Source organism: Rivihabitans pingtungensis (assembly GCF_003201855.1).
GTDB lineage: Bacteria > Pseudomonadota > Gammaproteobacteria > Burkholderiales > Aquaspirillaceae > Rivihabitans > Rivihabitans pingtungensis.
This window is the reverse complement of the sequence record NZ_QJKI01000025.1, coordinates 32,891-58,813: the sequence shown is the minus strand read 5'-3', so window position 1 is coordinate 58,813 and position 25,923 is coordinate 32,891. Positions and strand designations below refer to the sequence as shown.

The 25,923-nt window shown below is 61.1% G+C and carries 25 protein-coding genes; 14 read left to right on the top strand and 11 right to left on the bottom strand.

Features of this window, described 5'->3' with window-relative positions:
- Nucleotides 1–66: 66 nt before the first annotated feature.
- The 3 genes from DFR34_RS14375 to DFR34_RS14365 all read left to right on the top strand — a co-directional run bounded on the left by DFR34_RS14375 (nt 67) and on the right by DFR34_RS14365 (nt 2,474).
- The gene (locus DFR34_RS14375) at nt 67–762 is read left to right on the top strand and encodes an alpha/beta fold hydrolase (protein WP_110391849.1); all 696 of its coding nucleotides are present in this window, start codon (nt 67–69) and stop codon (nt 760–762) included.
- 220 nt (nt 763–982) lie between these two features.
- Nucleotides 983–1,612, top strand: a complete 630-nt coding sequence (locus DFR34_RS14370; protein WP_146215161.1) for a hypothetical protein — start codon at nt 983–985, stop codon at nt 1,610–1,612.
- Between the two features lie 310 nt (nt 1,613–1,922).
- Entirely contained in the window at nt 1,923–2,474 is a 552-nt protein-coding gene (locus tag DFR34_RS14365; RefSeq protein ID WP_110391847.1) for a hypothetical protein, read from the top strand.
- A gap of 397 nt (nt 2,475–2,871) precedes the next feature.
- Here the strand turns inward: DFR34_RS14365 and DFR34_RS14360 are convergent, their stop codons facing one another.
- From DFR34_RS14360 to ribBA, 5 genes are all read right to left on the bottom strand, one after another.
- On the bottom strand, nt 2,872–3,540 hold the full coding sequence (locus DFR34_RS14360) for an MOSC domain-containing protein (protein WP_110391846.1): 669 nt from the start codon (nt 3,538–3,540) through the stop codon (nt 2,872–2,874).
- Nucleotides 3,541–3,629: 89 nt separating this feature from the next.
- Nucleotides 3,630–5,156, bottom strand: coding sequence for a DUF4214 domain-containing protein (locus tag DFR34_RS14355; protein WP_158281847.1), 1,527 nt, complete (start codon nt 5,154–5,156; stop codon nt 3,630–3,632).
- A 57-nt stretch (nt 5,157–5,213) separates the two neighbouring features.
- Entirely contained in the window at nt 5,214–5,669 is a 456-nt protein-coding gene (nusB, locus tag DFR34_RS14350; protein WP_110391844.1) for a transcription antitermination factor NusB, read from the bottom strand.
- The gene (gene ribH / locus DFR34_RS14345; protein WP_110391853.1) at nt 5,666–6,139 is read right to left on the bottom strand and encodes a 6,7-dimethyl-8-ribityllumazine synthase; all 474 of its coding nucleotides are present in this window, start codon (nt 6,137–6,139) and stop codon (nt 5,666–5,668) included. Before ribH ends, nusB begins: the two co-directional genes overlap by 4 nt.
- Before the next feature lie 52 nt (nt 6,140–6,191).
- A complete protein-coding gene (ribBA, locus tag DFR34_RS14340; protein ID WP_211309435.1) occupies nt 6,192–7,295 on the bottom strand; it encodes a bifunctional 3,4-dihydroxy-2-butanone-4-phosphate synthase/GTP cyclohydrolase II in 1,104 nt (367 codons plus the stop codon).
- A 294-nt stretch (nt 7,296–7,589) separates the two neighbouring features.
- On the opposite strand from ribBA, the gene DFR34_RS14330 reads away from it, so the two are divergent.
- Together DFR34_RS14330 and DFR34_RS14325 are read left to right on the top strand one after the other, a co-directional pair.
- Entirely contained in the window at nt 7,590–9,440 is a 1,851-nt protein-coding gene (locus DFR34_RS14330; RefSeq protein ID WP_146215159.1) for a lytic transglycosylase domain-containing protein, read from the top strand.
- 32 nt (nt 9,441–9,472) lie between these two features.
- On the top strand, nt 9,473–10,630 hold the full coding sequence (locus DFR34_RS14325) for a UbiH/UbiF family hydroxylase (protein WP_110391840.1): 1,158 nt from the start codon (nt 9,473–9,475) through the stop codon (nt 10,628–10,630).
- 112 nt (nt 10,631–10,742) lie between these two features.
- Here DFR34_RS14325 and DFR34_RS14320 read toward each other — a convergent pair whose 3' ends face one another.
- The 3 genes from DFR34_RS14320 to DFR34_RS14315 all read right to left on the bottom strand — a co-directional run bounded on the left by DFR34_RS14320 (nt 10,743) and on the right by DFR34_RS14315 (nt 13,494).
- Nucleotides 10,743–11,558, bottom strand: a complete 816-nt coding sequence (locus tag DFR34_RS14320) for a C39 family peptidase (RefSeq protein ID WP_158281846.1) — start codon at nt 11,556–11,558, stop codon at nt 10,743–10,745.
- A 525-nt stretch (nt 11,559–12,083) separates the two neighbouring features.
- Nucleotides 12,084–12,410: an aminotransferase-like domain-containing protein gene (locus DFR34_RS17420; RefSeq protein WP_211309434.1), complete on the bottom strand. Its 327-nt coding sequence runs from the start codon at nt 12,408–12,410 to the stop codon at nt 12,084–12,086.
- Complete coding sequence (locus tag DFR34_RS14315) at nt 12,361–13,494, bottom strand: aminotransferase-like domain-containing protein (RefSeq protein WP_211309433.1); 1,134 nt, start codon at nt 13,492–13,494, stop codon at nt 12,361–12,363. The genes DFR34_RS17420 and DFR34_RS14315 overlap by 50 nt, the downstream gene beginning before the upstream one ends.
- A 357-nt stretch (nt 13,495–13,851) precedes the next feature.
- Here DFR34_RS14315 and DFR34_RS14310 point away from each other — a divergent pair, with 357 nt between their 5' ends.
- Nucleotides 13,852–14,142 (top strand): DUF2917 domain-containing protein, encoded by a 291-nt coding sequence (locus DFR34_RS14310; protein WP_110391838.1) that lies wholly within the window; start codon nt 13,852–13,854, stop codon nt 14,140–14,142.
- Nucleotides 14,143–14,367: 225 nt separating this feature from the next.
- Here DFR34_RS14310 and DFR34_RS16965 read toward each other — a convergent pair whose 3' ends face one another.
- Complete coding sequence (locus tag DFR34_RS16965; RefSeq protein WP_146215158.1) at nt 14,368–15,312, bottom strand: hypothetical protein; 945 nt, start codon at nt 15,310–15,312, stop codon at nt 14,368–14,370.
- 130 nt (nt 15,313–15,442) lie between these two features.
- Complete coding sequence (locus tag DFR34_RS14305) at nt 15,443–16,168, bottom strand: DsbC family protein (protein ID WP_110391837.1); 726 nt, start codon at nt 16,166–16,168, stop codon at nt 15,443–15,445.
- A 264-nt stretch (nt 16,169–16,432) separates the two neighbouring features.
- Here DFR34_RS14305 and ubiM point away from each other — a divergent pair, with 264 nt between their 5' ends.
- The 8 genes from ubiM to DFR34_RS14265 all read left to right on the top strand — a co-directional run bounded on the left by ubiM (nt 16,433) and on the right by DFR34_RS14265 (nt 25,448).
- Nucleotides 16,433–17,698: a 5-demethoxyubiquinol-8 5-hydroxylase UbiM gene (gene ubiM / locus DFR34_RS14300; RefSeq protein WP_110391836.1), complete on the top strand. Its 1,266-nt coding sequence runs from the start codon at nt 16,433–16,435 to the stop codon at nt 17,696–17,698.
- A 185-nt stretch (nt 17,699–17,883) separates the two neighbouring features.
- Complete coding sequence (locus tag DFR34_RS14295; protein ID WP_110391835.1) at nt 17,884–18,468, top strand: thermonuclease family protein; 585 nt, start codon at nt 17,884–17,886, stop codon at nt 18,466–18,468.
- A 266-nt stretch (nt 18,469–18,734) separates the two neighbouring features.
- On the top strand, nt 18,735–19,835 hold the full coding sequence (locus DFR34_RS14290) for a hydrogenase small subunit (protein ID WP_110391834.1): 1,101 nt from the start codon (nt 18,735–18,737) through the stop codon (nt 19,833–19,835).
- Nucleotides 19,835–21,628: a nickel-dependent hydrogenase large subunit gene (locus DFR34_RS14285; protein ID WP_110391833.1), complete on the top strand. Its 1,794-nt coding sequence runs from the start codon at nt 19,835–19,837 to the stop codon at nt 21,626–21,628. Before DFR34_RS14290 ends, DFR34_RS14285 begins: the two co-directional genes overlap by 1 nt.
- Nucleotides 21,629–21,642: 14 nt before the next feature.
- The gene (cybH, locus tag DFR34_RS14280) at nt 21,643–22,350 is read left to right on the top strand and encodes a Ni/Fe-hydrogenase, b-type cytochrome subunit (RefSeq protein ID WP_110391832.1); all 708 of its coding nucleotides are present in this window, start codon (nt 21,643–21,645) and stop codon (nt 22,348–22,350) included.
- A gap of 6 nt (nt 22,351–22,356) precedes the next feature.
- Entirely contained in the window at nt 22,357–22,695 is a 339-nt protein-coding gene (locus DFR34_RS14275; RefSeq protein ID WP_110391831.1) for a HigA family addiction module antitoxin, read from the top strand.
- Nucleotides 22,696–22,980: 285 nt separating this feature from the next.
- Nucleotides 22,981–24,285: a Xaa-Pro aminopeptidase gene (gene pepP, locus DFR34_RS14270; protein ID WP_110391830.1), complete on the top strand. Its 1,305-nt coding sequence runs from the start codon at nt 22,981–22,983 to the stop codon at nt 24,283–24,285.
- Entirely contained in the window at nt 24,282–25,448 is a 1,167-nt protein-coding gene (locus tag DFR34_RS14265) for an FAD-dependent monooxygenase (protein WP_110391829.1), read from the top strand. Before pepP ends, DFR34_RS14265 begins: the two co-directional genes overlap by 4 nt.
- 25 nt (nt 25,449–25,473) lie before the next feature.
- On the opposite strand, the gene DFR34_RS14260 is transcribed toward DFR34_RS14265, so the two are convergent.
- Nucleotides 25,474–25,737 (bottom strand): hypothetical protein, encoded by a 264-nt coding sequence (locus tag DFR34_RS14260; protein WP_110391828.1) that lies wholly within the window; start codon nt 25,735–25,737, stop codon nt 25,474–25,476.
- Between the last annotated feature and the right edge of the window lie 186 nt (nt 25,738–25,923).

Here is a 25,923-nt window from a genome sequence, read left to right as displayed (position 1 = left end):
TGGTGAGAAAACTAGAAGCGGGCGACTTTGCCTAAGTTTCAACATCAGGGGCCTTCGCGGTCCCTGATGCTTTCCACACTGCATTCCGGATACCCTTATTTTCCGGATTATCTGGCCGACCTGGATGCCCTGCTCAGCCTGCACAACCCGCAGGCCCCGGCGCGGTTGGTGGGCCACAGCCTGGGAGGCATGGTGGCGATGAGCTATGCCGGCGCCCGCCCCGAGCGGGTGAGCCGGCTGGTGTCGATTGACGCGTTTGGCCTGCTGGATATCCCGCCCGAACACGCGCCGCAGCGCTATCGGCAATGGCTGCAAGAATGCGCGCAACCGCCCGGCTTTGCCCCGGTGGCCGATCTGGATCACTTTGCCAGCCGGCTGATGCGCCGCAATCCGCACCTGACCGCCACGCGCGCACGCTTTCTGGCAGAACACCTCACCGGCATCAGCGCCGACGGCGTGCGCCGCCACTTGGCCGACCCGCGCCATAAAATGGTCAATCCGGTGCTCTACCGACTGGAAGAAGCCAAAGCCTGCTGGCGCGCCATTCGCTGCCCGGTGCAATGGATTCTTGGCGGCGGCGCCAGCGACCACCCGCTGACCGGCAAAATCCGGCAAACCCTTCATGAACGCGCCGCCTGTTTTCATGAGCTGGAACAGCTCACCATCGCCGACTCGGGGCATATGGTGCAGCAGGAACAACCCGAACAAGTGGCCGCCGCCATCGAGCGCTTTATGGCGCCGACACGCGGCGAAGCGCCATAAAGCGCGGCCAATGGATCACCTGTTTGCCATATGAGCTGATAATTGAGTAAGCTTTCGGCATGTTTCGGCCTGCCGACCTTGTTTACTCACTCACCAAGCCCTGACCATGACCCTGATCCGCCCCATCCGCCTGGCCCTGCTCCTGGCCAGCTTCAGCAGCGTGCCCGCCCTGGCTGCCCCCGCGCCCGAGTCCTTCCTGGCCAAGATGGCTACCGAAGCCATGAACCAGCTGTACAAACGCTACGACGACAGCAAGAAATGTTGGGTCACCCGCTACCAAGGCGACATCTATTGTATGGAGATTGATAGCGTAAACCAGGCAGGCGGCATGCTGCATGTCTTTGCCATCGGCAGCACTTCAGACGCGGCACATGTCACGCCCGGTGTTGCCGGTGGCATCGTGCTGGACATCACCAGCCGCCCCGCCAAGGTTGTTGCCGCCAGCAAGGTGATTGGCGAGTATGGCAATACCGGCAGCGCACCCAACGCCTGGCAGTTTACCCGCCTGGGCAGCAAAGCCTGGGGCTGGATCAATACTTCTAGCGACATCCATCAAGGCGTGATTGAAGGTTCAATGTCCATTCTTGGCGTGCATGGCAAAGAAATCGTCGAACTGGGGGGATTTGCCAGTCTCTTCAGTTGCGAGGACTGTGCGGGCGTCAAGGGCACCGCAGATGATATCAACAGCGCCATCCAGTTCGACACGCTCAACGACAAGCCCATGTACCCCTTCACGGTGCGCATGTTTGGCAAGCGCAATGGCAAGCCGCTGGACATCACCTATAAAAACATCAGTTTTGACCCAGGCACCGGCCGCTACCGGATGCCTAAAATGCTGCTGGACAGATAAACGCGGCTCACACAACCCGCCTGGCCTTGTCGTGCAGCTTTGCCGTATGCCTTGTGGTGTCAGTGCCGCGTGCCTAATCAGGTACATGGCACTGAGTGTTGTTAGCGGCGCTAAAAGACCCGCCAGGCCAACTGTGAATGCAGCGGTGTCCTCTCATCCGGATGCTGTCCACATGAAAAATGATGATTTTTTCATGTTTTCTAACAGATTCAACATCATGATGACATTGACAATTTAATGATTTATCGTAAAAATATGCTTTGTACGCAAAAGCAGAATTTTTCCGCATGACACCAGCCAGGATCATACGATGTCAGATACAGTCAAGGTAGCGTTGATCAGTTTACTGGCAACGGTACTGACTGCCGTTGTGGCGAATATTGACAAGATTTCCGCTGGTGTCAGTCAGGTGCTTGTGCATGCAGACAAAGCACAAGACAACCTCTCTCGCACCACACAAGCCGCACGCCAAGAAAAAACCGACGAGCAAGCGCTGAAAGAGGCGCAAATCCTGTTGGAAGCACTGGCGCCCAAGCTGGTTCGACAACGGTGGCAAGGCGGCACTCACATCCGTACCCAAGCATTGGCCGTTGAGCAAAGTGAGCAAAGGCAGGCTATTCAGCTGGTGCTGTTCTGGAATGTCAGTGATAGCACCTATCCCGAAAATGCCAGGCAAACTCAATATCAGCTGGAAGGCGTGTTGTTGATTGATGCCTTGGGTAACGTCAATCTCAAGCCCAAAAGCATGAATCAACCTTTGAAGCTATATGAACAAGGCCTGAATAGCCACCGTGGCGATACAATCACCTTCGGGCGATTTCCTGAACTGGCCACCATGACAGCCCTGGCAGAATCTAAATAATTTTTAGTGGATAAGAGCGGCCAACAGAACTCAGCGCCGCGTTGCTGGCCAGGCGTGTGGTCGTAGACAATATGGGTACATATTTAACCCTGTGGCCTACGTTACCCGCCCTACCCCGGTTGCCAAGTCCACGCATTGGAACAACAAGCCCCCACACATCGTTACGCTGATTCGGCATCGCCTTGCGTGGCGAGGTGATTCACCAAATTATTCAACACCCTAGCCCCTGCCCGCGTAGCGGCATCCATCCCTGTTGTCCATCTGCACATCCCACAAACACACCGAGAACTTCGGTAAGTGCAATGCTCCAACTGCTGCTGCGTCGCCCCGTCCAGTTCTTCCTGCACCCGCGTCAGCAAGGTTGGGTTGCAGGGTGGTAACGGCGCGGGCCAGGGTGTCACCCTGCTCGCAAGCCGTCCAGCCACGCCGCCCGCTCGCGCAACCGCTGCGCCACATCCGCCGCCAGGCCGTCGATGGCGGCCACCGCGCGCAGGCGCGCCGGGTCGGGGCGGTGTTCGGCTTGCAGGGCGTTGAATTGCGCCAGGCTCAGCGTGTCGGCCGGGCGGGAAACCAGCGTCACCGGCGCGCCCGGCCACAGCCGACCGGGCTGACGCACCGCGCAATACCAGCCGGTCAGGCTGTGCTCGGCGATAAACATCGACAGCCGCTCCACCTCCAGCCGGGCATTGATTTTCCAGCAGGGCTTGCGCGGTTGGGTGACTTGCAGCAGCGCCTCGCCCACTTGATAACAATCGCCCAGACACACGCAGGTTTCGTCCCAACCAGTGGTGGACAGGTTTTCGCCCAACACCCCGGCGCGCAGCGCAGCGGCGGCTTGCGGCGCATGCGCAGCCAGCCGGGCGTAATGCTCGGCCGGATAGTGATGAATGGCCTTGTCCGGCCCGCCATGAAACCGCCGGTCGGCCTGCACATCGCCACGCAAACCATCCACCGTGGCCCAGGCCTCGTCCACCGGCTGTTTATACATGCCGGTGGGGGTTCCGTCGCCAGGCAGGTGGGCCAGCTGGCCGATGAATAATCCGGAAAGGGGGAGGGTGGGGAGCATGGAGGGGCTGGCTGTGGACATAGAAGTAATATTGAAGTACTCGCTATTTTATCTGTTTGGCCTACTTGTTGCACATGGCACAAAACCTGTCATCCATAATAGTCATACCAAATCCCATTTGGGATTTTTGCTGCAACTTGAATCGTGTTTTCAGTGCTTTCGCTAAACTCTGACAGCGCTTGAGCCTGTGTGACTCTTCCTGTGCCAACTAAATTGCTCCAATAGTTGAATCCTGCCGTTTCTGCTGAGCGATGCAACACATTAAGATATAGCTTTGAAACAAATAAGCCAGTGCTTGGCCGGGCGCCGTATAAAGAAACAAATTCTGCTGAGCCCAGAAAACTTTGAGCAACTTGCTCAAGTGAAGCCCCTGCATCCATACGGCTAATCCAATAGCCTAGCCCAGCTGCATCAGGCGTTCTGTCAAATGCTGCCTGGTAAATCCGATAGGCTTTTCCCGCATTTCCGGTGCTATCAAAAGCCAGTGACTGATCGCTAAAAATCAACCGCTCTACACCATCCAATACATCTACGCCATCTTTTCCAAGCCATGAATTATGTTTTACGGTCAAAAAATTGCCTTGCTTGCTGATTTGATAGGCAGAAGCCTTGTCAGAGTAAATCACCGTATCAATGCCGTTGCCCGCACTAATCGTGTCATTCCCCCAGCTCGGAATAAATACATCGTTTTTTTGAGTGCCTGTCAATGTGTCTGCATTGATAGAGCCAACCTTGCGAGCCCCTCCTGAGCCAGGCGATGGCCCATATTTTACAGCACGAATTACTGACTCATCATCGGCGGCCGTCATGTAAAAGTCATTTGAGTTTATTGCCTCAATAATCTTTTCATAATTAAACCCGATGTCAGCCCATTGGCTGGTTGTGCTCGAGCCAGCGCTTTTAACGCCAACAATATACGGACTGCCATTGCTCATGACGTAAAGCGGGCCGCCAGAACTGCCTGACCCCATAATATCACTGCCATCGCTGGCATAGGCATGATATTCATCATATATGGAATCATGCCTAATCCAGGCAGAGCCAAACATCATGCCTGTTGAGCCGGCGGGATATCCTATTTGATAGGCCCATTGTGATGTATCATACCCTGCGCTCAGACCAAACCAGCCTACAGCATCGCCGATGGGCTTCCAGGTTGAAATCACAGCAACATCATACGGCACCTCGCTGGGCGCCATGGTGGTATTGCTAGGCACAGCAAATGTCTGAGACGGCCAAGCATAAAGTTGCGCATAAGAGTAACTGCCATAAGGTTGATAAAGCGCCCCCGTTTTACTGTTGTAATCTGCACCCGGATAAACGGTGACCTGGCTTGCCCAGCCGCCATGATCAGGATCGTAGATAACATGTGTGGCTGTTAGCACATCATTGCGGCCTACCACAGCGCCCGTGCCACGAACACTATGGCCATCCTTGAATTGCACAGAAATATGAGCAACAGCTCGGAAAGGAAAGCCGCTTAGATTGGTGACTTCTTGTTGCATACGACAGCCCTCCATGATGAATTGATTGCTAAAACTACCATTTGTAGTATTTTTTGTAAATATTTGTAAACCAAAAGCATTGCGGCGCACAAAAAAACGCGCCAGGAGCATGCTCTCTGGCGCGTTTTGCATCACTCGGGGCTGTCTTAGCCGCCCCTCCAGCCTGGCTTACCCCGCCCGGCTGTTGCGGCGTTGGCGTTTTTGCGCTTCGACTTCATCCGCGCGCACGTCGGCGGCGAGTTTGTCCAGCACGCCGTTGACAAATTTGTGCCCGTCGGCGCCGCCAAAGGTTTTGGCGATTTCGATGGCTTCGTTGATGATCACCGGATACGGGGTTTCCGGGTGTTGGGTGAGCTCCAGCGCGGCCACGCGCAGGATGGCGCGCTCCACCGGGCTGACTTCTTCCGGGGCGCGTTCGTAGTGGCGTTGCAGTTGCTCGTCCAGGCTGGCGATGTCTTGCAGCACGCCAAACAGCAGGGTGCGGAACAGGGCTTCGTCGGCCTTGGCGAAAAATTCATTTTCGCGCAGGTTTTTTTCGATGGTGCTGGCGGTGTGGGCGTTCAATTGCCATTGGTACACCCCTTGCACGGCAAATTCACGGGCGCGGCGGCGGGCAGTTTTCATTCAAAAAAGCTCTTGTTCAGATTAACCATTTCCACGGCGACGCGGGCGGCTTCGCGGCCTTTGACTTCCATGCGGGCTTCGGCTTGTTCGTCGGTTTCGGTGGTCAGGATGGCGTTGGCGATGGGCACGCCGGTGTCCAGGCCCACGCGGGTGACGCCCGCGCCGGATTCGTTGGACACCAGCTCAAAATGGTAGGTCTCGCCACGAATCACCGCGCCCAGGGCGATCAGCGCGTCAAAGTCTTCGTCTTCAGACATGGCCAGGGTTTGCAGCGCCAGCGGGATTTCCAGCGCGCCGGGCACGGTCACCAGGGTGATGTCTTCGGCGGCCACGCCCAGCTTGATCAGCTCGTCCAGGCAGGCGTCGCGCAGGCCGTGGCACACCACCGGGTTAAAGCGGCTCATCACCACGCCAATGCGCAGTTCGGCGCCGTCCAGGTTGGGCTCTACGATTTGGATATCGGGATGCATGGGAGTCTCCATTGCCGCGACGGCCATGGCGGCCGTCGCAAAACAGGTGATTTTACGCGTGGGCCGCCTCGGGCAGCAAATAGCCCGACACTTCCAGGCCAAAACCGGTCATGCTGGGGATCTTGCGCGGCTGCGAGAGCAGGGTCATGCGGCCCACGCCCAGCGCCTTGAGCATTTGCGCGCCGATGCCAAAGGTTTTGGCGTCCCACTTGGCGCGCGGGCGCTCGGCGTTGAGGTCGGGCAGCGCGCGCTCCAGCAGCTCGGCGCCGTGTTCGGTGCGGTGTAGCAGCACCACCACGCCCTTGCCGTCGGCGTTGATCTTGGCCAGCGCTTGGGCCACGCTCCACGAATGCGGGCTTTGCCCGGCGTCCAGCCAGTCCATCACCGACAGCGGCTCGTGCACGCGCACCAGGGTGTCGGCATCCGGGCGGATGTCGCCCTTGGACAGCGCCAGATGGGTTTCATTGGTGGTGTTGTCGCGGAAGGCGTGCAGGGTGAATTCGCCAAACGGCGTGGCCACCTGGCGCTTGCCCACTTGCTCGATCAGGCATTCGTGGCGGCTGCGGTAGTGGATCAAGTCAGAAATCGCGCCGACTTTCAGGCCGTGCTGCTCGGCAAACACCAAGAGCTCGGGCAGGCGGGCCATGGTGCCGTCGTCGTTCATGATTTCGCAGATCACCGAAGCGGGCTCCAGGCCGGCCAGCGCGGCCAGGTCGCAGCCGGCTTCGGTGTGGCCGGCGCGCACCAGCACGCCGCCGTTTTGCGCCTTGAGCGGAAAAATATGCCCCGGCTGCACGATGTCGCTGGGCTTGGCGTGGCGGGCCACGGCGGCCTGCACGGTGCGGGCGCGGTCGGCGGCGGAAATCCCGGTGGTGACGCCTTCGGCGGCTTCGATCGACAGGGTGAAGTTGGTGCCGTGCGACGAGCCGTTGTTGCTGACCATCAGCGGCAGGTTGAGCTGACGGCAGCGCGCCTCGGACAGCGTCAGGCAAATCAGCCCGCGCGCGTATTTGGCCATGAAGTTGATGGCTTCCGGGGTGACGTGTTCGGCCGCCAGCACCAGGTCACCTTCGTTTTCGCGGTCTTCCTCGTCAACGAGAATGACCATCTTGCCGGCCTTGATGTCGGCGATGATGTCTTGAATAGGACTGAGCATAATGGACTAAAGGAATTCGGAAGAATCAACCAGAGCCGGCCAGGCGGCCGGTGTGTGAAGTGCAGTTCTTCTATCATACCCCAGTGCGCCGATTTCCGCGCGCGCGATGGCGCTATCGATAGTGTATTTGGCAATATGCCGGCCGTCAGCGGGCCATCGCCGGGGGCCAGGGCGGCCGGCGCAAAATTTTTTTGCCGGGTTGGCGGCATTCCCGCCTGCGCGGGCAGGGCAATGGCTTAAAATGCAACACTTCCTTGCCAGATGTGCTGTCTGGCTTATCGACTGAGTATTGGCATGAAAAAACTGCTTTACCTGGCCTGTCTGGCCTCGCTGCCCGCCTGGGCGGCGCTGGACGCCGATCTGGTGGCCGCACGCAATGGCGGCCCGGCCCTGTTTGCCGCGCAAGACAGCGCGCAAGGCACGGTGCTGGAAAGTTACCCGCGCTACTGGGCGCTCAGCCGCAATCTGGACGCCGCGGGCAGCGGCGAAGTGCAGGCCTTTTTGCAACGCTACGCCGACAGCGCCCTGGCAGAAAAACTGCGCCTGGACTGGGCCAAGCGCCTGGCGCGCAGCGAAGCCTGGGCTGAATTCGCCCAGGAGTACGCCAAGCTGCCGGCGGTGGCGCGCGACGACGATGTGCAATGCTCGGACACCCTGCTGCGCTTAAAGCAAGGCGATGGCGAGGCGCTGGCGCAGGCGCGTCAGCGCTGGCTTACCCAGCGCACCGCCACGCCCGGCTGCGCGGCCTTGTTTGATCAGTTAAGCGGGCGCTTGTCTGAGGCGGACATCTGGCGGCGCGTGCGGCTGATGCTGGCCGCTGGCAATGTCAACAGCGCGCGCGCCATCAGCCAGGCCACCGGCCAGCCGCTGTCCGCCGCGCAGGTGACTAGCCCTGGCGTGGGCGATCTGTCCACCCAAGCCGGCCGCGAAAGCGCGCTGTTCGCCATCGTGCGGCAGGCCAAGAACGACCCGCAAGGCGCCGGCCAGCTGCTGGCCAGCCTGGAGGGCCGCCTGCCCAAAACCGACGCCGGCTATGGCTGGGGTCAGGTGGGCATGGCCGCCGCCAAGCGTCAGGACGGCTGGGGCGCGCTCAGCGCCTACGCCAAGGCCGACAAGCGCCAGCTCAGCGACGAGCAATGGGAATGGTGGGCGCGCGCCGCGCTGCGCGTGGGCCACTGGGAAACCGTCGCCCAGGTTACCGAAGACATGCCCGAAGCGCTGCGTAACCAGCCGGCCTGGACTTACTGGCAAGGCCGCGCGCTCAAACAGCGCGGCAAAACGCAAGACGCCAACCAGCGCTTTACCCGCATCAGCCAGCTGAACAGTTTTTATGGCCTGCTCGCCCGCGACGAGCTGGGCACGTCGGTGGGCGAAACCCCGGCGCGCTACACCCCGTCCGAGCAAGAAATCGCCAGCATGCGGCAAAACCCGTCGCTGGCGCGCGCGCTGGCCTTGTTTGACATCGCCCAGCGTTTTGCCCGTCCGGAATTCCGCGAAGACGCCAAGCGCGAATGGCGCTTTGCCATGCGCAATCAGCCGGATGAATCGCTGCTGGCGGCGGCGGAAATCGGCCGTCAGGCCGGCTTTTACGATATGGCCATTTATAGCGCCGACCGCACGGTGAACCTGCACGACTTTACCCTGCGCTATCTGTCGCCCTACCGCGACGCCACCCAGCGCTACGCCCGCCAGCTGAATCTGGACGAAGCCTGGGTGTATGGCCTGATTCGCCAGGAAAGCCGCTTTGTGCACATCGCCCGCTCCGGCGTGGGCGCTTCTGGCCTGATGCAGCTGATGCCGGCCACCGCCAAATGGGTGGCAAACAAGATGGGGCTGGGCAGTTTCTCGGTGAACGATGTCTCCACCAATATCCAGCTGGGCACCTGGTATCTGCGCCATGTGTTCGACGGCCTGGACGACAACGCCGTGCTGGCCACCGCCGCCTACAACGCCGGGCCGGGCCGCGCCCGCGCCTGGCAATCTGGCGACACGCTGGAAGGGGCGATTTACGCCGAGACCATCCCGTTTACCGAAACCCGCGATTATGTGCAAAAAGTGATGGCCAACGCCGTGCATTATTCGGGTCATCTGGGCAGCGCCCGCTTGCGGCTGAAAGACCGTATGGGCTGGATTCCCGGCCGCTAAGCGACGATGGCAACAGGAAAGAACCTCGCATCATGAACACATGTTTTGACGCGCTGATTGTAGGGGGCGGCCTGGTGGGCGCCAGCCTGGCGCTGGCGCTGGCGCGCCAGGGACGCCAGGTGGCCTTGATTGAAGGCCAGCAGCCACCATTGACCGGGCTGGACCGCCCCGACGACTGGGATCCACGGGTGTACGCCATCAGCCCGGCCAATCAGGCTTTTTTGCAGGGACTGCACGCCTGGCCGGATGCCTCGCGCCTGGGCGTGGTGGCCGGCATGGACGTGCGCGGCGACCGCCACGGCCGGATTGCCTTTCACGCCGCCGACGCCGGCCAGCCGGCGCTGGCCTGGATTGCCGAAAACCGCTGGCTGCTGGCGGCGCTGTGGCAGCAACTGGCCGACAGCCCGGCACAATGCATTGCCGGCGTGCGCCCCACCGCCATCAGCCAGCATCCGCGCCATGTCAGCCTGACGCTGGACGACGGCCGCAGCCTGAACACCCGCCTGCTGATTGGCGCCGACGGGGCCAATTCCTGGGTGCGCCAGCAAACCGGCATCCGCGTGGATGTCTCGCCGTATGGCCACAGCGGCGTGGTGGCCAATTTTGTCGCCGAGCGCGACCACGGCAATATTGCCCGCCAGTGGTTTTTGGGCGATGGCATCTTGGCTTGGCTGCCCTTGCCGGGGCAGCGGATTTCCATGGTGTGGTCCACCGCCAAGCCCGAGGCGCTGACCGCGCTGGACGCCGCCAGCCTGTGCGACACCGTCGCCCAGGCTGGCGGGCGCGAGCTGGGTGGGTTTAGCCTGCTGACCCCGGCGCATGCTTTTCCGCTGCGGCTGATGCGCCCGGACAGCGTGGTGGCCCCGCGCATCGCCCTGGTAGGCGACGCCGCCCACACCGTGCATCCGCTGGCCGGCCAGGGCGTCAACCTGGGCTTTGGCGACGCCCACGCCCTGGCCGCGCTGCTGGCCGAACACGGCGGCGACCCCGGCGAATGGCTGCTGCTGCGCCGCTACCAGCGCATGCGCCGCGAGGCGGTCAACACCATGCAGCTGACTTGCGATGGCCTGTTCAAGCTGTTTCACACCCAAGACCCGCTGCTGGGCTGGCTGCGCAACACCGGCCTGTCGCTCACCCAGCATCTGCCCTTGATTAAACGGCAGCTGGCCAGGCAAGCCATCGGGTTTTGAACCAAGAACCGCTCACACAACCCTCCTGGCGTTGTTGCCCGACCTTGCCGTGTCTGCAGTCGTGCATCTGGCCAGGAGCGTTGCGCTGGGTTTTTAACTGGACTGCTGACTCTCAGTCAAACCAGCTGTTGCGGCGGATCATTGTGCCGGTGATCAGTTCTTCGCACAGATCAGCCGCGCGCCAGTCCACCTTGTTGTTGCTGCTGGCGCTGTAGGGATCGGGGTCGAGCAGGTCTTTGCCGTCTTTTTTCACCCAGGTGTAACTATCTTTGGGGCCGATGGTGTGGCCGTCAGCCGGGCCGTCCGGATCTTTTTCGATCGAATCCACCCAATACAAGCGCACCGGTTTGACCGAATCGTCTTCCATATCCACCACATGGAAGTTATACCCCCAGCCCGGATTGACGATCAGCTTCTTGTAGCCGTTATCCTTGCGAAAACCCACCACCACCACGTAATGATTGGGGAAAATCCCCTGCTTGCCCTGCCAGTCCAGCAGCAGCACATGCGGTTTGTCTTTGCGGATCAGCGAGACGGATTTCTCGAATACATCGTCCAGGCTGACGCCCAGGTCGCTGCTGCCACAGGTTTCGATCTTGGTTTTGCCGTAACGGTCGGAGATGTATTTATCCAGCCCGCTATGAAAAAACGCCGGCACGGTCAGCCCCCATTCCTGGCCGTTTTTCAGGTCGTTAACCGTGTGCATTAGCTGGCGCAACTCGATGATCAAGTCATCCGGCAGCGCGCTGCTTTCCTGGCTGGCGCTGACCAGCCGCTTGTAGCCGCGTCGGCGGTCGTACCAGGCCAACAGCATCAAGGCGGCGGTAGGGCCGCAGCCGGCAATCACAGATTTGCCGTTTTCTTTCACTACAGTGTCTTGCCGATAGGCCGGCACCCCGGTCAGGATAATGCGGCTTGCAGTTGCCATGTCAGACTCCCCGTTGTTGTATGGATCACCCACCACCACGGCCCCGCCCAAGGCGAAGCCCTCAAACCGAGGGCAAGATGCGTTGTGCATTTGCCTACGGCTCATGCCAATGCAGTGTATGAGTAGTTTTACTTAACGGAGATTTTTATTTGATTGGCACGGTGGTTTTGCCAAAATTCATGCAAACATTTGAAATAACAATGGGCGGAATTTTGTATGAAAAAACACCCGGAAATGAGTGCACGGAATGAAATGTCAGGCGCAAATTAAATCGCAATATATTGATTTAATTGAGTTTATTTATCTTGATGAGGGTTCGTTCGAATCTGCCCATGTATGGCCATGCGCGCAACGTCATGCGCACAGCCATAATATAGAGCAGATAAGGTGCAGTATATTGCCCCTGGCAGACCAGCTAAACTGCATGCAAAAAAACCACAGTCGAGCATCACTTGCCAAACTCAGCGAAGCAGCTCTGGCAAATCGCCAGTCACCACAACACCAGGACGATTCGGCGAAAGAATTTCATGTGTCTTGCAAGTTGGCATCCACCAGTTCGCCCAACCGGCGCAGGGCGTTGGCTTGCTGGGGTGTCCATGGCGCACCGCAGGACAGCCGGATACAGTTGGCAAAGCCTTCACGCGCAGAAAACAACGCGCCCGGCGCCAGACTGATGTTTTCCTGGGCGGCGGTTTCCATCAGCGCCACGGCGTTGGCGCCTTCCGGCAGCGCCACCCACAGCACATAACCTCCTTGTGGCGGGTTCAGCCGCGTGCCTGCCGGAAAATACCGTTCGATGCCGTCAATTGCCTGCGCCACCTGATCGGCGCAGCCGGCGGATATGGCGGTCAAAGCCGGATTCCAGAAACTGGGCCACCACCTGCTGCATCAGCGCTGGCGTGGTAAAACTATTGATGTATTTCAGCACCTCCAGCTTGGCCTGATAGCGCCCGCCGCACACCCAGCCCACGCGCAGGCCGGGCGAGATCATCTTGGTGAACGAGCTGCAATACAGCACATTGCCGCAGGTGTCGAACGCCTTGGCCGGCAGCGGCCGCTCGCGGCCAAAGTGGAACTCTCCATAAATATCGTCTTCAATCAGCGGGATATTGCGCTCGGCCAGCATCTCCACCAAGGCGCGCTTATTGGCCTCTGGCATCAGACTGCCCAGTGGATTGGAAAAATTCGGCGTCAGCAGGCAGGCTTTCACCTGGCCGTGGCGGGTGGCCAGCTCCAGCGCCTCCAGCGACACGCCGCTTACCGGGTGGGTGGGGATTTCCAGCGCCTTTACGCCGTGGCTTTCCAGAAGCTGCAACACGCCAAAATAGGTGGGCGATTCAATCGCCACCACATCGCCGGCCTGCGCCACCGCGCGCAGGCACAAGCTCAGCGCCTCGATACAGCCATTGGTGACGATGATGTCATCCACCGCCAGCCGGCCGCCCCAGCCCAGCGCGCGGCGGGCAATCTGCCGGCGCAGACTGTCCAGCCCGGCCGGCTTGCCATAATCGCTGAGCAAATGACTATGACGACGCAGCGCCTCGCTGGTCAGCTTTTGCAACTGCGCGCCCGGAAACAGCTCGGCCGCCGGCACCGCACAGCCAAACGTGCCAGCGTGGGCAATGCGCATATAACGCCACAGCAGCGCATTCACTGACACCAGCGACGGCTCGGGCGAGGGCGAGCTTTGCGCCGGCAGCGGCAAAGGCGGGCGGCGGCGCACATAAAAGCCGGACTGCGGCCGCGCCTCGATCAGCCCACGGTCTTCCAGCACGCGAAACGCTTCGGTGACCGTGGTCAGGCTGACCTGACGGCGGGTGCGCATTTCGCGCAGCGACGGCAGTTTATCGCCGGGGCGCAGCGTGCCGCTGGCAATCATGCTGGCGACATCGTCGGCCAGATGCTGATAAAGCAGGGTGGGCGTGGTGGCGTTCATGGTGTCAATCAGGCGGTGAAAGTCGCTCACAAAACCAGGCGCACGCAGACAGGGTAAGTCGTACGGCAAGCCAGGAGGGTTTGCTCAGCTGCGCTCAACACAAAAAAGCGGCAAGGTGCGAGCTTGCGGCGCGGTTTTTACTGTGGCGGCTGTGCGGCGTTTTGCCGGCAGCGCGTCATGCTTATGCTCGCGCCTGTCGCCCTGGCCCGCCAGAGACAGTTGCAGTGCAACATGGGCAGGACAGTTGAAAACTGCCCAGGCAAAACCGGTCAAAATCGGGCCACTGTGCCTCTGCCGGCGCAGCGCGACACAGCCTAGCATGATTGGCGTCCCCACACCGCTTTCAGGAGCCCAATCATGACCCCCACCCGTCACTGTGTTGCCGCTGGCCAATTACTGACACTGCCCGCCCGCGCCGGCCAATTGGCGCGCTGCGCCAGCGGCGTGCTATGGCTCACCGCTGGTGATGGCGATGTGGTGCTGCGCCCCGGCGACAGCTACCCGGTGCCCGCCGACGGCCCACTGCTGGTCGAAGCCGCCGACCAAGGCGTGCTGTTGCTGGAAACCCCGAATCCCCAAACCCGCCATCGACCCCGCCCGCTGCGCTATCCTGGCTTGGGACGGGGGGCGGTGTGGGTGTTGGGGTGAGCATGGCGATTGCCGGGTGACGTGGTTGCCCGGCAGTGTTTGAACTAGTTTGATGGCATGTTTGCTAAAATCTAGCCATGTACGCATTTACACAAACATATACAGGCTTTTGAAAAATTTCTTGGCTTTCATTTTATTCGCAAAATCTGATAACAATCAGGGCCGGCATAAGAAATATTAATTTTTGGCGCGTCAAATTTAAGCTAATTCAAAGTGGCTTACTGTTTACGATTTTCTTCTCAAAAATACTTGACTCAATTTTTTTGCGAGCTTAACTCGCATGTTTTTTTCATCGCAGAAATCTTCTTGGTTATTCTCTTCGGTTTCAGCTTGATCTGGGTATATCACTCCTTCCGCCTGTATCTCATATGCTTCTATCTGATTGTTTGCCATAACATCACTCATCCCGGTTATTGAGTCCGCAGAAGAGATTTTGCCTTTTGCGTAAATTCCTCCGCCAGAGTATATAGCTCCGTGTGAGCAAAAAATGTTTCTTCGAGATGCTATCTCAACTCCTGATTCAATGGAAACTGAGGCTGAAATACTTCCTTTCGAATAAATTTCTTCTTCGGCAAAAATTGAATATTCGGCACACAGCTCTCCTGCGGTTAAAATGCTTCCACCTGAACTAATGTTTGTTTCACAGTCTATTGAGCGAGCCAAAATCTTTCCGCCGGCCTCTATGTCATCAGAAGCCTCAATATTTCCGTTGACTACAATGGATGATTTTGCTTTGACTTCACCATAACAAATGCAGTCTTTATTTACATACAAATTATCGGTCGAAATGCCACCACAAACGATATCTCCAAGAGTCCATATATCGCCATTCTCAGTGGCAAGAAGGCCTCTGCAAAAAATTCCTTGTCTTGCCATAATGTGTCCCTCTACTAGAAGCTTATCCTTGCTTTCTAAATAGTAAGGTGTGATTATGCTTCCTTTTCTTAGAACATCTTTTGCCTCTACCATAATAATTTCTCCGGACGAGCTGGATGCGTCGATATGCCTTACCACCCACATTGCCTCAACAAGCAAGTCATTATCAATTAGTAGGTTGAGTACTTCAGAATACTTCCCACCAAAAAAGAAATTTTGACTAAACCAAGCTAAAAGTTCTGATGGGGCGCTAAGTAACTCTATATACGGCAACGTGATTCTTTTTTCTGACATGGTGTGCATTCAAAAACCTATCAAATATTAAGAAGCCCCCCTGCAGAAACAAAGGGGGGTATATGCCAAATTATTATTAATTGATTTGATTATTTTGTATAAGGTAAGGTCTCGTGCAATATCGACAATATTACCTCGCCCCCAGCAGCTTCTCAATATCCTCCTTGCCAATCGCCCCCGGCACCAGTTGGCCGTTCGGGAAGATCAGTGCCGGGGTGCCGCTGATGCCCAGTTGCTGGCCCAGGGTTTGCAGTTTGGCAATTGGGGTGTCGCAGTCGCCTGCGCCTTGCGGGGCGATGCCCTTGCGCATGAATTGTGTCCAGGCTTCTGCGCGGTCGTTGGCGCACCAGATTTGCGCGGATTTGCGCGGGGCGTCGGGGTGCAGTTCAGCCAGCGGGAACAGGAAGGTATAGATCGTCACGTCGTCCAGCTGGGCCAGGGTGGCTTCCAGTTTTTTGCAGAACGGGCAATCCGGGTCGGAAAACACCGCCAGCTGGCGACGGCCCTGGCCGCGCACTTCTTTGATGGCTTGCTCCAGCGGCAGTTGCTTCCAGTCCACTTTGGAGAGCTGGTTCATGCGTTTTTCGGTCAGGCTTTCGCGCTTTTTCACGTCGATCAGCTCGCCCACCAGCAGGTGCTCGGCGCGGGCGTCGGTGTAGACGATCTGCCGGCCTGGCATCACCACTTCATAGACGCCCTTCATTGAGGTCGGCGCAACGCTGAGCACTTTGCGCTCGGGAAACTGCTTGGCGAAGGCTTTTTTTACCGCGTCGCTGTCGTCGGCAGCCTGGGCGGTGCAGGCCAGCAGGGAAAAGCTGGCCAGGGCCAGGGCAAGGGGGCGGAAGGAAAAGGTCATCAATACACTTTCAGCAGACAGTCAGACAGTCTGGGACCCATTCCGGGCGCCAGGGTTCAGCGCGTGATTGTCCGCCGCACGGGGTGAATATGCAATTGCCGTGCCGTCATGGGCCTGGGCTGATGCCTGCGCTGACGGTGGGGCTGGCAAAGCCGCCTGGCTTGCCCTGCGTGATTGACCTTAAGCCAAGCCCAAGGCCATAGTGCGCCGATTGTCACATTCCGTCCGCCCGGCGCGGACTTTCATCTTGCAGGAGCCTTCACCGTGAGCATTTCTTTCAGCAGCGACGTGATCATTGTGGGCGCCGGCCCGGCCGGCCTGGCGCTGGCGTGCGCGCTGGCTGATGCCGGCATTCGCAGCCTGGTGCTGGAGCAACAGCCGGCTGCGGCGCTGGCGCAGCCGCCGGAAGACGGCCGTGATATTGCGCTGACCCACCGCGCCCGCCGCATCATGAGCGAGCTGGGGGTGTGGCAGCATCTGCCGGCGGATGACATCGCCCCCTTGCGCCAGGCGCGGGTGAGCAATGGCGATTCGCCGCGCGGGCTGGTGTTTGACGGCCAGGCCGATGGCCACGAGCAACTGGGCTGGCTGGTGCCCAATCACCGCATCCGCGCCGCCTGCCACGCTGGCGCCATGGCGCGCGGCGAGGCGATTCAGCTGATTGGCGAGGCGCGGGTGACGGCGCTGACGCGCAGCGCCCAGGCCGCCACAGTGACGCTGGCCGATGGCCGGCAGTTCAGTGCGCCGCTGGTGGTGGCGGCTGACAGCCGGTTTTCCAGCGTGCGGCGCATGGCCGGCATTGGTGCGCGCTCGCTGGATTTTGGCCGCACGGCGATTGTCTGCCGCATGGCGCACGCCCAGCCGCACGATGGCGCCGCGCACGAGTGCTTTTTGCACGGCCACACCCTGGCCATTCTGCCGATGGCCGGCCAGCAATCGTCGGCGGTGTGGACGGTGAAAAGCGACGGCGCCGACGCGCTGATGGCGTTGGACGACGCCGGCTTTGCCCAGGCGGTGGAACAGGCGTTTGGCAGCCGTCTGGGTACCATGCGCCAGGCCGGCGCGCGCCACGCCTACCCGCTGGTGGCGGTGTACGCCGAGCGCTTTTGGGGGCCGCGCTTTGCCCTGGTGGGCGATGCGGCGGTGGGCATGCACCCGGTGACCGCGCATGGCTACAACTTTGGCCTGTATGGGGTGGAAACCCTGGCCAAACAGCTGGCCAAGGCGCGCAAGGCCGGCCGTGATCTGGGCGAGGCGCGCGGGCTGGCCGCCTATGCCCGCGAACACCAGCGCGTCACCCTGCCGATTTATCTGGGCACCAATGTGGTGGTGAAGCTGTTCACCGACGACCGCGCGCCGGCCAAGGCGCTGCGCGAAGCGGTGGTGGGGCTGAGCAATCTCTTGCCGCCAGTGCGCGCCGCCGTCACCCGCCAGCTCACTGGCCGACCGGCCCACGGCCTGTGGCGCGCGCTGGACGCCCTGCCGCTGCCGCCCTTGCCCAAGCTGCCGCTGCCGCGCTGGCTGGCGTAAGAGCCGCTCACCCCCCTGGCGTGGTGGTGTGACCTTGCCGTACTACCCGTACTGTCTGCGGTCACACGCCTGGCCAGGATCGCTTCGCCGGGTTTTGTGAGCGACGCTAAGCACGGCTTGGGCGTTTCCTGTGCTGGCGCAGCCTGCTAGACTTTGCGGCTGTCTGTTTGTGTAGGAAACACCCGATGCGCATCACCCAGCGAGAAATCAACGCCTTGCTTCGCCTGTTTGGCAATGGCAGCCTGAAAACCAAGCTGGCCGCCCTGGTGGTGGTGATCAGCGCGGTGCTTGGGCTGTTTTATACCGGCTCGGCCGGCGGGCAGGGGGTGATTGAAGGCCGGGTGGTCAGCGTGGCCGATGGCGATACGATCACCGTGCTGGCGCTGGGCAATAGCCCGGAAAAAATCCGCTTTGCTTTTATCGACGCCCCGGAAAAAGCCCAGCCGCACGGCCAGGCCGCCAAGCAGGCGCTGTCGGCGCGGGTGTTCGGCCGCCAGGTGAAAGTAGAAGTGGTCGAAAAAGACCGCTATGGCCGCCATGTCGGTCGGGTGTGGCTGGATAATGTGGACGTGAATCTGGCGCAGGTGCAGGATGGTTATGCCTGGCACTATGCCCAGTACGCCAAAAAGAACCAGTCGGGCAGTGATTTTGCCGCCTACGAGCAAGCCCAGCAGTCTGCCCGTCAGCAGCATCTGGGCCTGTGGGCCGACGCCATGCCTACCGCGCCGTGGGATTATCGGCGCAGCAAGCGTGAAGAAGACGGCCGCTGAGCTAAGAGCGGCTAACAAAACCCCCGCCGCCCGTGCCCTGCGCCTGATCAGGCGCACGGCACGCCTGGCCGGCAAGACCAGTTATCCAACTTGTCACCCCGCCCTGCGCACTGCAAAGCAAGTTTCCACCGGTTTATTTCCACCCCGTGACAAGTCGCTGTTTTATCAGTGCATGTCGCCTTTAGACAGGCTGGCATGCATCTTGTTGTTGCCCTGGCTTGATGCTCTGAGCTTTTCCCGCCACGTATAAAGGACAACAACACGAGATGGAGACTTTCTACAACGTGATGCGGCGTCAGGGGGTGACCCGTCGCAGCTTCCTCAAATTTTGCAGCTTGACGGCCACTTCGCTGGGCCTGAGTTCGGCTTTTGTGCCCAAAATTGCCCACGCGCTGGAAACCAAGCCGCGCGTGCCGGTGATCTGGCTGCACGGGCTGGAGTGCACCTGTTGCACCGAATCGTTCATCCGCTCGGCGCACCCGCTGGCCAAGGATGCCATTCTGTCGATGATCTCGCTGGATTACGACGACACCATCATGGCGGCCGCCGGTCATCAGGCAGAAGCCATCCTGGAAGAAATCCAGCAAAAGTACAAAGGCAATTATATTGTCGCCGTGGAAGGCAACCCGCCGCTGAACGAAGACGGCATGTTTTGCTTTCCGGGCGGCGAGCCGTTTGTAGAAAAACTCAAGCGGATTTCCAAAGACGCCAAGGCGCTGATCGCCTGGGGTTCGTGCGCCTCCTGGGGCTGCGTGCAGGCCGCCAAGCCCAACCCCACCCGCGCCACGCCGGTGCACCAGGTGATTCTGGACAAACCCGTCATCAAGGTGCCGGGCTGCCCGCCGATTCCGGAAGTCATGGCGGCGGTGATCACCTATATGGTGACGTTTGACCGCATCCCCGAGCTGGACCGCCAGGGCCGGCCGAAGATGTTCTACGGCCAGCGCATTCACGATAAATGCTATCGCCGCCCGCATTTTGACGCCGGCCAGTTTGTCGAGCACTGGGACGACGAAGGCGCGCGCAAGGGTTACTGCCTGTACAAAGTGGGCTGCAAGGGCCCAACCACTTACAACGCCTGTTCCACCGTGCGCTGGAACGAGGGCGTGTCCTGGCCGGTGCAATCGGGCCATGGCTGCCTGGGCTGTTCGGAAGACGGCTTCTGGGACAAGGGTTCGTTCTACGACCGGGTGACCGGCATTCCGCAATTCGGCATCGAAGCCAACGCCGACGCCATTGGCCTGACCGCCGCCGGCGGGGTGGGCGCCGCCATTGCCGCGCATGCCGCTGTCAGCGCGCTCAAGAGCACAGCCCTGAAAAAACAGGACCTCAAACCGGTCGAAACCACCCAGGCGGAGGATAAATAATGAGCAGTTACACAACACAAGGGTTCTCGCTGGACAATAGCGGCCGCCGCGTGGTGGTGGACCCGGTCACCCGCATCGAAGGCCATATGCGCTGCGAGGTGAACCTGAACAGTCAGAACGTCATCACCAATGCGGTGTCCACCGGCACCATGTGGCGCGGTCTGGAAGTGATTCTCAAGGGCCGTGACCCGCGCGACGCCTGGGCCTTTGTCCAGCGCATCTGCGGCGTGTGCACCGGCACCCATGCGCTGACCTCGGTGCGCGCAGTGGAAAACGCCCTGGGCATCGCCATCCCGAAAAACGCCAACCTGATCCGCAACCTGATGCAGGCCACGTTGTATGTGCACGACCATCTGGTGCACTTTTACCACCTGCACGCGCTGGACTGGGTGGACGTGGTGTCGGCGCTGAAAGCCGACCCGAAAGCCACCAGCGCGCTGGCGCAAAGCATTTCCAGCTGGCCCAACTCCAGTCCGGGTTATTTTCATGACCTGCAAATGCGACTGAAGAAGTTTGTCGAATCCGGTCAGTTGGGCCCGTTCCGCAATGGCTACTGGGGCCACCCGGCCTACAAGCTGCCGCCGGAAGCCAACCTGATGGCGGTGGCGCACTACCTGGAAGCGCTGGATTTCCAGAAAGACATCGTCAAGATTCACGCCATCTTTGGCGGCAAAAACCCGCATCCGAACTGGCTGGTGGGCGGCATGCCGTGCGCGATCAATATTGACGACGTCGGCGCGGTCGGCGCCATCAATATGGAGCGGCTGAACCTGGTCAAGGGCATCATCGACCGCTCAATTGCCTTCTGCGAGCAGGTTTACCTGCCCGACCTGACCGCGATTGCCGGTTTTTACAAGGATTGGTCCAAGATTGGCGGCGGCCTGGCCAGCCAGAGCCTGCTGTCTTATGGCGACTTCCCCAGCATCGCCAACGATTACAGCGAAAAAAGCCTGCTGCTGCCGCGCGGTGCCATCATCAATGGCAAGCTGACCGAAGTGCACCCGGTGGACCTCACCGCGCCGGACGAGATTCAGGAGTTCGTCACCCACTCCTGGTACACCTACGGCGACGACAGCAAGGGCCTGCACCCGTGGGATGGCCGCACCGAGCCGAAATTCGAGCTGGGCAAGGGCCACAAGGGCACCAAGACCAAGATCGAACAGCTGGACGAATCGGCCAAGTATTCCTGGATCAAGTCGCCGCGCTGGAAGGGCCACGCCATGGAAGTCGGCCCGCTGGCCCGCTACGTGATTGGCTATATGCAGAACAAGCCGGAATTCAAAGAACCGGTGGAAGCGCTGCTGAAAAAGCTGGACGCCCCGGTGGAAGCGCTGTTCTCCACCCTGGGCCGCACCGCCGCCCGTGGCCTGGAAAGCGTGTGGGCTGCCTACGAGATGCGCCGCAATTACGACGAGTTGATTGCCAACATCAAGGCCGGCGATACCGCCACCGCCAATATCGAAAAATGGGAGCCGGCCTCCTGGCCCAAGCAGGTCAAGGGCGTGGGCTTTACCGAGGCGCCGCGCGGCGCGCTGGGCCACTGGCTGAAAATCGACAACACCCGCATCGACAGCTACCAGTGCATCGTGCCCACCACTTGGAACGCCGGCCCGCGCGACAGCAAGGGCCAGATCGGCGCTTACGAAGCCAGCCTGATGAACACCCAGCTGGCCAAGCCGGACGAGCCGCTGGAAATCCTGCGCACCCTGCACAGCTTTGACCCCTGCCTGGCCTGCTCGACGCATGTGATGAGCCCGGAAGGTGAAGAGCTGATCAGCGTTGCCGTGCGCTAAGCGGAGGATTCCCCATGAAAACCTATGGTTTTGACGGCGACGCCCCGCAGCTGTCCGGCCAGCGCAAGGTCACCTCGGTGTATGTCTACGAGGCGCCGTTGCGGCTGTGGCACTGGATCACCGTGCTGAGCATCATCGTGCTGTCGGTGACCGGTTATTTCATCGGCAAGCCGCTGCCCAGCGTGCCCGGTGAGGCAACCTTCAACTATGTGATGGGTTATATCCGCTTTGCCCATTTCACCGCCGGCTACATTCTGGCGGTGGGCCTGCTTGGCCGTTTGTACTGGGCGTTTGTGGGCAACCACCACGCGCGGGAAATCATCCTGGTGCCGGTGTGGGATAAACAGTGGTGGAAAGAGTTTTTCTTTGAAATCCGCTGGTATTTGTTCCTGGAGCGCTATCCGAAAAAATACATCGGCCACAACCCGGTGGGCCAGATCGCCATGGCCAGCTTTTTGTGGATCACCCTGTTCATGTGCGTCACCGGCTTTGCCCTGTACGGCGAAGGCACGGGCGCCGGCAGTTGGGCGCACAGCGCCTTTGGCTGGGTGATTGGCGCCTTTGGCAGCAGCCTGGACGTGCATAACTGGCACCGGCTGGCGATGTGGGGCATTGTGCTGTTTGTGATGGTGCATGTGTACGCCGCCATCCGCGAGGACATCATGTCCAAGCAGAGCATGATCTCCACCATGGTCAGCGGTTTTCGCATGTTCAAGGACTGAGCCGCCATGCCTGCAAGCCTTGCGCCCACCGTCGCCCGCTGGCCAAGATTTGGCGGCAATCGCGCCCCTTTGCATCCGGGGCGCTTTCTGGCCAGCCGCATCCTGGCCCCGCTGGGGCTAAGCCAGTTGGCGGCGGCGCGCGCGCTGGGCATGTCGCGCCGGCGACTGAACGAAATGATCCACGGCCGCCGCGCCATCACCCCCGACACCGCCTTGCGGCTGGCGGCGTGTTTTGGCGTGGACGCCGGTTTCTGGCTGCACTTGCAGGCGGATTGGGATTTATACGCCGCCCGACGGCAACTGGCCGGCAAGCCACTGCGGCCCGACACGGCCCTTTGCGCCTGAATACGTCTCTCTCTCTGTGCCCCGGCTTGCCGGGGTATTTTTTTCTGTGGCCTGGCCGGACGGGCTTGGCGTTGCTCACAAAACCCAGCGCAGCGCGCCTGGCCAGGCGCACGACCGCAGACAGTACAAGAAGTACGGCAAGGTCGGGCAACCACGCCAGGAAGGGTTTGTGAGCGGCGCTTATCTGGCTGGCTTCATCATCGCCGCGCCGCCGGTGTACACTGGCGCATTCTGTATCCGGCCATCCCCCTGGCCGGCATCATGCCATTGTCGGGAATCCTGTTCATGTCCACAGCCCATTACGTCGAACGCCGCCGCCGCCTGATGGCCGAGCTGGGCGCTGGCGTTGTCATTTTGCCTACCGCCGCGCACGCTGTGCGCAATGCCGACACCCACTACCCCTATCGCGCCGACAGCAGTTTTTACTACCTCACCGGCTTTGACGAGCCGGAAGCCGTGCTGGTGCTGCTGCCGGCGGAAGGGCAGTCCATCCTGTTCTGCCGGGAAAAAGACCTGGAGCGGGAAATCTGGGACGGTTTTCGCCACGGCCCGGACGGCGCGCGCGAGCGCTTTGCCTTTGACCAGGCCTACCCGCTCAGCGAACTGGACGCCAAACTGCCGCAATGGCTGGGCAACCAGCCCACCGTGCACTACACCCTGGGCCGCGACAGCGGCTGGGATCGCCGGGTATTGGGCTGGCTGGACGCCGTGCGCGGCATGGCGCGCAGCGGCGTCACCGCGCCGCCGGCCATTCATGATGTGTCGCTGGCGATTGCCGAAATGCGCCTGTTCAAAGACGCCCACGAAATCCAGCTGCTGCGCCGCGCGGGCGACATCTCGGCCGAGGCGCATGTGCGCGCCATGCGCGCCTGTCAGCCGGGCCTGTATGAATACCAGGTAGAAGCGGACATCCTGCACACCTTTGTCCGCCACGGCGCGCGCAGCCCCGCCTACGAAAGCATCGTCGCTGGCGGCGCCAATGCCTGCGTGCTGCACTATGTGGGCAACCGCGATGTGCTGAGCGATGGCGACTTGCTGTTGATCGACGCCGGTTGCGAATACCAGGGCTACGCGGGCGACATCACCCGCACCTTTCCGGTGAATGGCCGCTTCAGCGGCGAACAGCGCGCGGTGTACGAGGTGGTGCTGGCCGCGCAGTTGGCGGCGATTGCCGCCATCCGCCCTGGCGTGGCCTGGAATGTGCCCAACGACGCCGCCTTAAGCGTGCTGGTGCAAGGGCTGATCGACCTGGGCCTGCTGCACGGCACGGTGGACGGCAATATCGAATCAGAAGCCTACCGGCAGTTTTACATGCACCGCATCGGCCACTGGCTGGGCCTGGACGTGCACGACGTTGGCCGCTACAAGCTGGACGGCCAATGGCGCGCTTTGCAAGCCGGCATGGTGACCACCGTCGAGCCGGGGCTGTATCTGCGCGCGGCGGCCAATGTGCCCGAGCGCTTTGCCGGCATTGGCATCCGCATTGAAGACGATGTGCTGGTGAGCGCCGAGGGCGGCGTGGTGCTGACCGACGGCGCGCCCAAGACGGTGGCCGATATCGAAGCGCTGATGGCCGAGGCGCGCGCATGAAGCTGCCCGAACACAGCGAACTGATCGTGGTGGGCGGCGGCCCGGTGGGCGCCACCCTGGCCTTGCTGGCGGCGCGCGCCGGCCGGCAAGTCACCCTGCTGGAAGCGCGCGCCCACGACGCCGGCCGCCGCGACGACCCGCGCGTGCTGGCGCTGTCGCACGCCAGCCAGCAAGCGCTGCTGGCCGCTGGCGGCTGGCCGGACAGCCTGGCCGCCACCGCCATCGACACCGTGCACATCAGCCAGCAAGGCAGCTTTGGCCGCACGCTGATTCAGCGCGACGACCTCAAGCTGCCGCATCTGGGCTACACCGTGTCTTACCCGGATTTGAACCAAGCGCTGGACGCCGCGCTGGCGGCCTCGTCGGTGCGGGTGATTCACGGCGCAGAAGTCCAGGGGCTGCACTCCTTGTCGGCCTATGCGCAAGTGCGCTTTGCCCACCAAGGCCACACCCGGCAGATGACCGGCCGGCTGGTGGCGCTGGCCGAAGGCGGCGCGCTGGCCGCCCAGTTGCCCGGCATGCGCCGCCACGAGCATGACTACCAGCAATCGGCGCTGATCTGCCGGGTGGACGTCAGCGTGCCGCATCAGGGCATGGCGTTTGAGCGCTTTGCCGTGGATGGCCCGCTGGCGCTGCTGCCCTGCGGCGACGCCATGATGCTGGTGTGGACGCGGCAAGGCGCCGCCGCCGAGGCGCTGACCGCCTGCGACGACGCCGACTTCATCGCCCAGTTGCAGGCCGCCATCGGCGACCGGCTGGGCGCCATCACCGGGGTGGGCGCCCGCGCCTGTGTGCCGCTGCGGCTGAAATTTGCCCTGCGCACGGTCAGCGGCCGGGTGGCGCTGGTGGGCAACGCCGCGCAAACCATGCACCCAGTGGCGGCGCAAGGGCTGAACCTGGGCCTGCGCGACGCCGTCGGCCTGGTGGACAGCCTGGCCGGCGCGCGCGACATTGGCGAGGCGGCGGTGCTGGCTGGCTTTGCCCGCCAACGCCAGCTGGACCGCCGCGCCGTCACCGGCTTTACCCACAGCCTGATTCAGCTGTTTGACCGCCACGACCCGCTGCTGAACGCCGCACGCGGGCTAGGGCTCACCCTGCTGGACAATATCGCCCCGCTGCGCCGCGCCTTTGCCGGCCATCTGGTGTTTGGTGTGGGCGGCTGACTCACCTGTGTTTTGTCAGCCGCGCTTACTGCGGCATCAGGGCCAGTTGCTCTATCTCGCGCAAGGTGACAGCGCACTGGCTGAGCGCCCGTGCCTTGTGCAGCCAGCGCCCGGCCTGGGCATGCTGGCCCTGTTCGCCGCGCAGACGCGCAGCATTCACGCACAGTAGCGCCTGAAACTCGGCCGGCCAATGTCCGGCCAGCGGGTGGTGCAGCAGCTCGGCCAGCACGGCGCGCGCCGAGGCGCTGTGGCGGGGGATGGCAGGGGATGGGGTAACATGGCTGCTCATGATGCGCTCCTTGGCAACGGGCTGATTTCAGTCACGCACCGATGTTCACGGCTCACCAAACTCAGCGCGGCCAGCAGGGTGAGCAAGCCAGTGTGGCCAGGTCACCCAATCACGCCAATGGGGTTTGATCAGCGGCGCTCAGCACCGGCCGGGGGAATGGCAGCCTAGCTTGCCGCGTGGCCCGGC

Bases quoted from the DNA above. Each gene is read 5' to 3' on its own strand.
- DFR34_RS14290 (WP_110391834.1), top strand. From the start codon at position 18,735: ATGGAGACTTTCTACAACGTGATGCGGCGTCAGGGGGTGACCCGTCGC.
- ribBA (WP_211309435.1), bottom strand. From the start codon at position 7,295: ATGCTCAGTCCTATTCAAGACATCATCGCCGACATCAAGGCCGGCAAG.
- DFR34_RS14320 (WP_158281846.1), bottom strand. From the start codon at position 11,558: ATGGCAACTGCAAGCCGCATTATCCTGACCGGGGTGCCGGCCTATCGG.
- nusB (WP_110391844.1), bottom strand. From the start codon at position 5,669: ATGAAAACTGCCCGCCGCCGCGCCCGTGAATTTGCCGTGCAAGGGGTG.
- DFR34_RS14295 (WP_110391835.1), top strand. From the start codon at position 17,884: ATGCGCATCACCCAGCGAGAAATCAACGCCTTGCTTCGCCTGTTTGGC.
- DFR34_RS14265 (WP_110391829.1), top strand. From the start codon at position 24,282: ATGAAGCTGCCCGAACACAGCGAACTGATCGTGGTGGGCGGCGGCCCG.
- DFR34_RS14310 (WP_110391838.1), top strand. From the start codon at position 13,852: ATGACCCCCACCCGTCACTGTGTTGCCGCTGGCCAATTACTGACACTG.
- DFR34_RS14360 (WP_110391846.1), bottom strand. From the start codon at position 3,540: ATGCTCCCCACCCTCCCCCTTTCCGGATTATTCATCGGCCAGCTGGCC.
- cybH (WP_110391832.1), top strand. From the start codon at position 21,643: ATGAAAACCTATGGTTTTGACGGCGACGCCCCGCAGCTGTCCGGCCAG.
- DFR34_RS16965 (WP_146215158.1), bottom strand. From the start codon at position 15,312: ATGTCAGAAAAAAGAATCACGTTGCCGTATATAGAGTTACTTAGCGCC.
- pepP (WP_110391830.1), top strand. From the start codon at position 22,981: ATGTCCACAGCCCATTACGTCGAACGCCGCCGCCGCCTGATGGCCGAG.
- DFR34_RS14315 (WP_211309433.1), bottom strand. From the start codon at position 13,494: ATGAACGCCACCACGCCCACCCTGCTTTATCAGCATCTGGCCGACGAT.
- DFR34_RS14275 (WP_110391831.1), top strand. From the start codon at position 22,357: ATGCCTGCAAGCCTTGCGCCCACCGTCGCCCGCTGGCCAAGATTTGGC.
- DFR34_RS14325 (WP_110391840.1), top strand. From the start codon at position 9,473: ATGAACACATGTTTTGACGCGCTGATTGTAGGGGGCGGCCTGGTGGGC.
- DFR34_RS14375 (WP_110391849.1), top strand. From the start codon at position 67: ATGCTTTCCACACTGCATTCCGGATACCCTTATTTTCCGGATTATCTG.
- DFR34_RS14260 (WP_110391828.1), bottom strand. From the start codon at position 25,737: ATGAGCAGCCATGTTACCCCATCCCCTGCCATCCCCCGCCACAGCGCC.
- DFR34_RS14355 (WP_158281847.1), bottom strand. From the start codon at position 5,156: ATGCTCCTGGCGCGTTTTTTTGTGCGCCGCAATGCTTTTGGTTTACAA.
- DFR34_RS14305 (WP_110391837.1), bottom strand. From the start codon at position 16,168: ATGACCTTTTCCTTCCGCCCCCTTGCCCTGGCCCTGGCCAGCTTTTCC.
- DFR34_RS14285 (WP_110391833.1), top strand. From the start codon at position 19,835: ATGAGCAGTTACACAACACAAGGGTTCTCGCTGGACAATAGCGGCCGC.
- DFR34_RS14365 (WP_110391847.1), top strand. From the start codon at position 1,923: ATGTCAGATACAGTCAAGGTAGCGTTGATCAGTTTACTGGCAACGGTA.
- ribH (WP_110391853.1), bottom strand. From the start codon at position 6,139: ATGCATCCCGATATCCAAATCGTAGAGCCCAACCTGGACGGCGCCGAA.
- DFR34_RS14330 (WP_146215159.1), top strand. From the start codon at position 7,590: ATGAAAAAACTGCTTTACCTGGCCTGTCTGGCCTCGCTGCCCGCCTGG.
- DFR34_RS14370 (WP_146215161.1), top strand. From the start codon at position 983: ATGAACCAGCTGTACAAACGCTACGACGACAGCAAGAAATGTTGGGTC.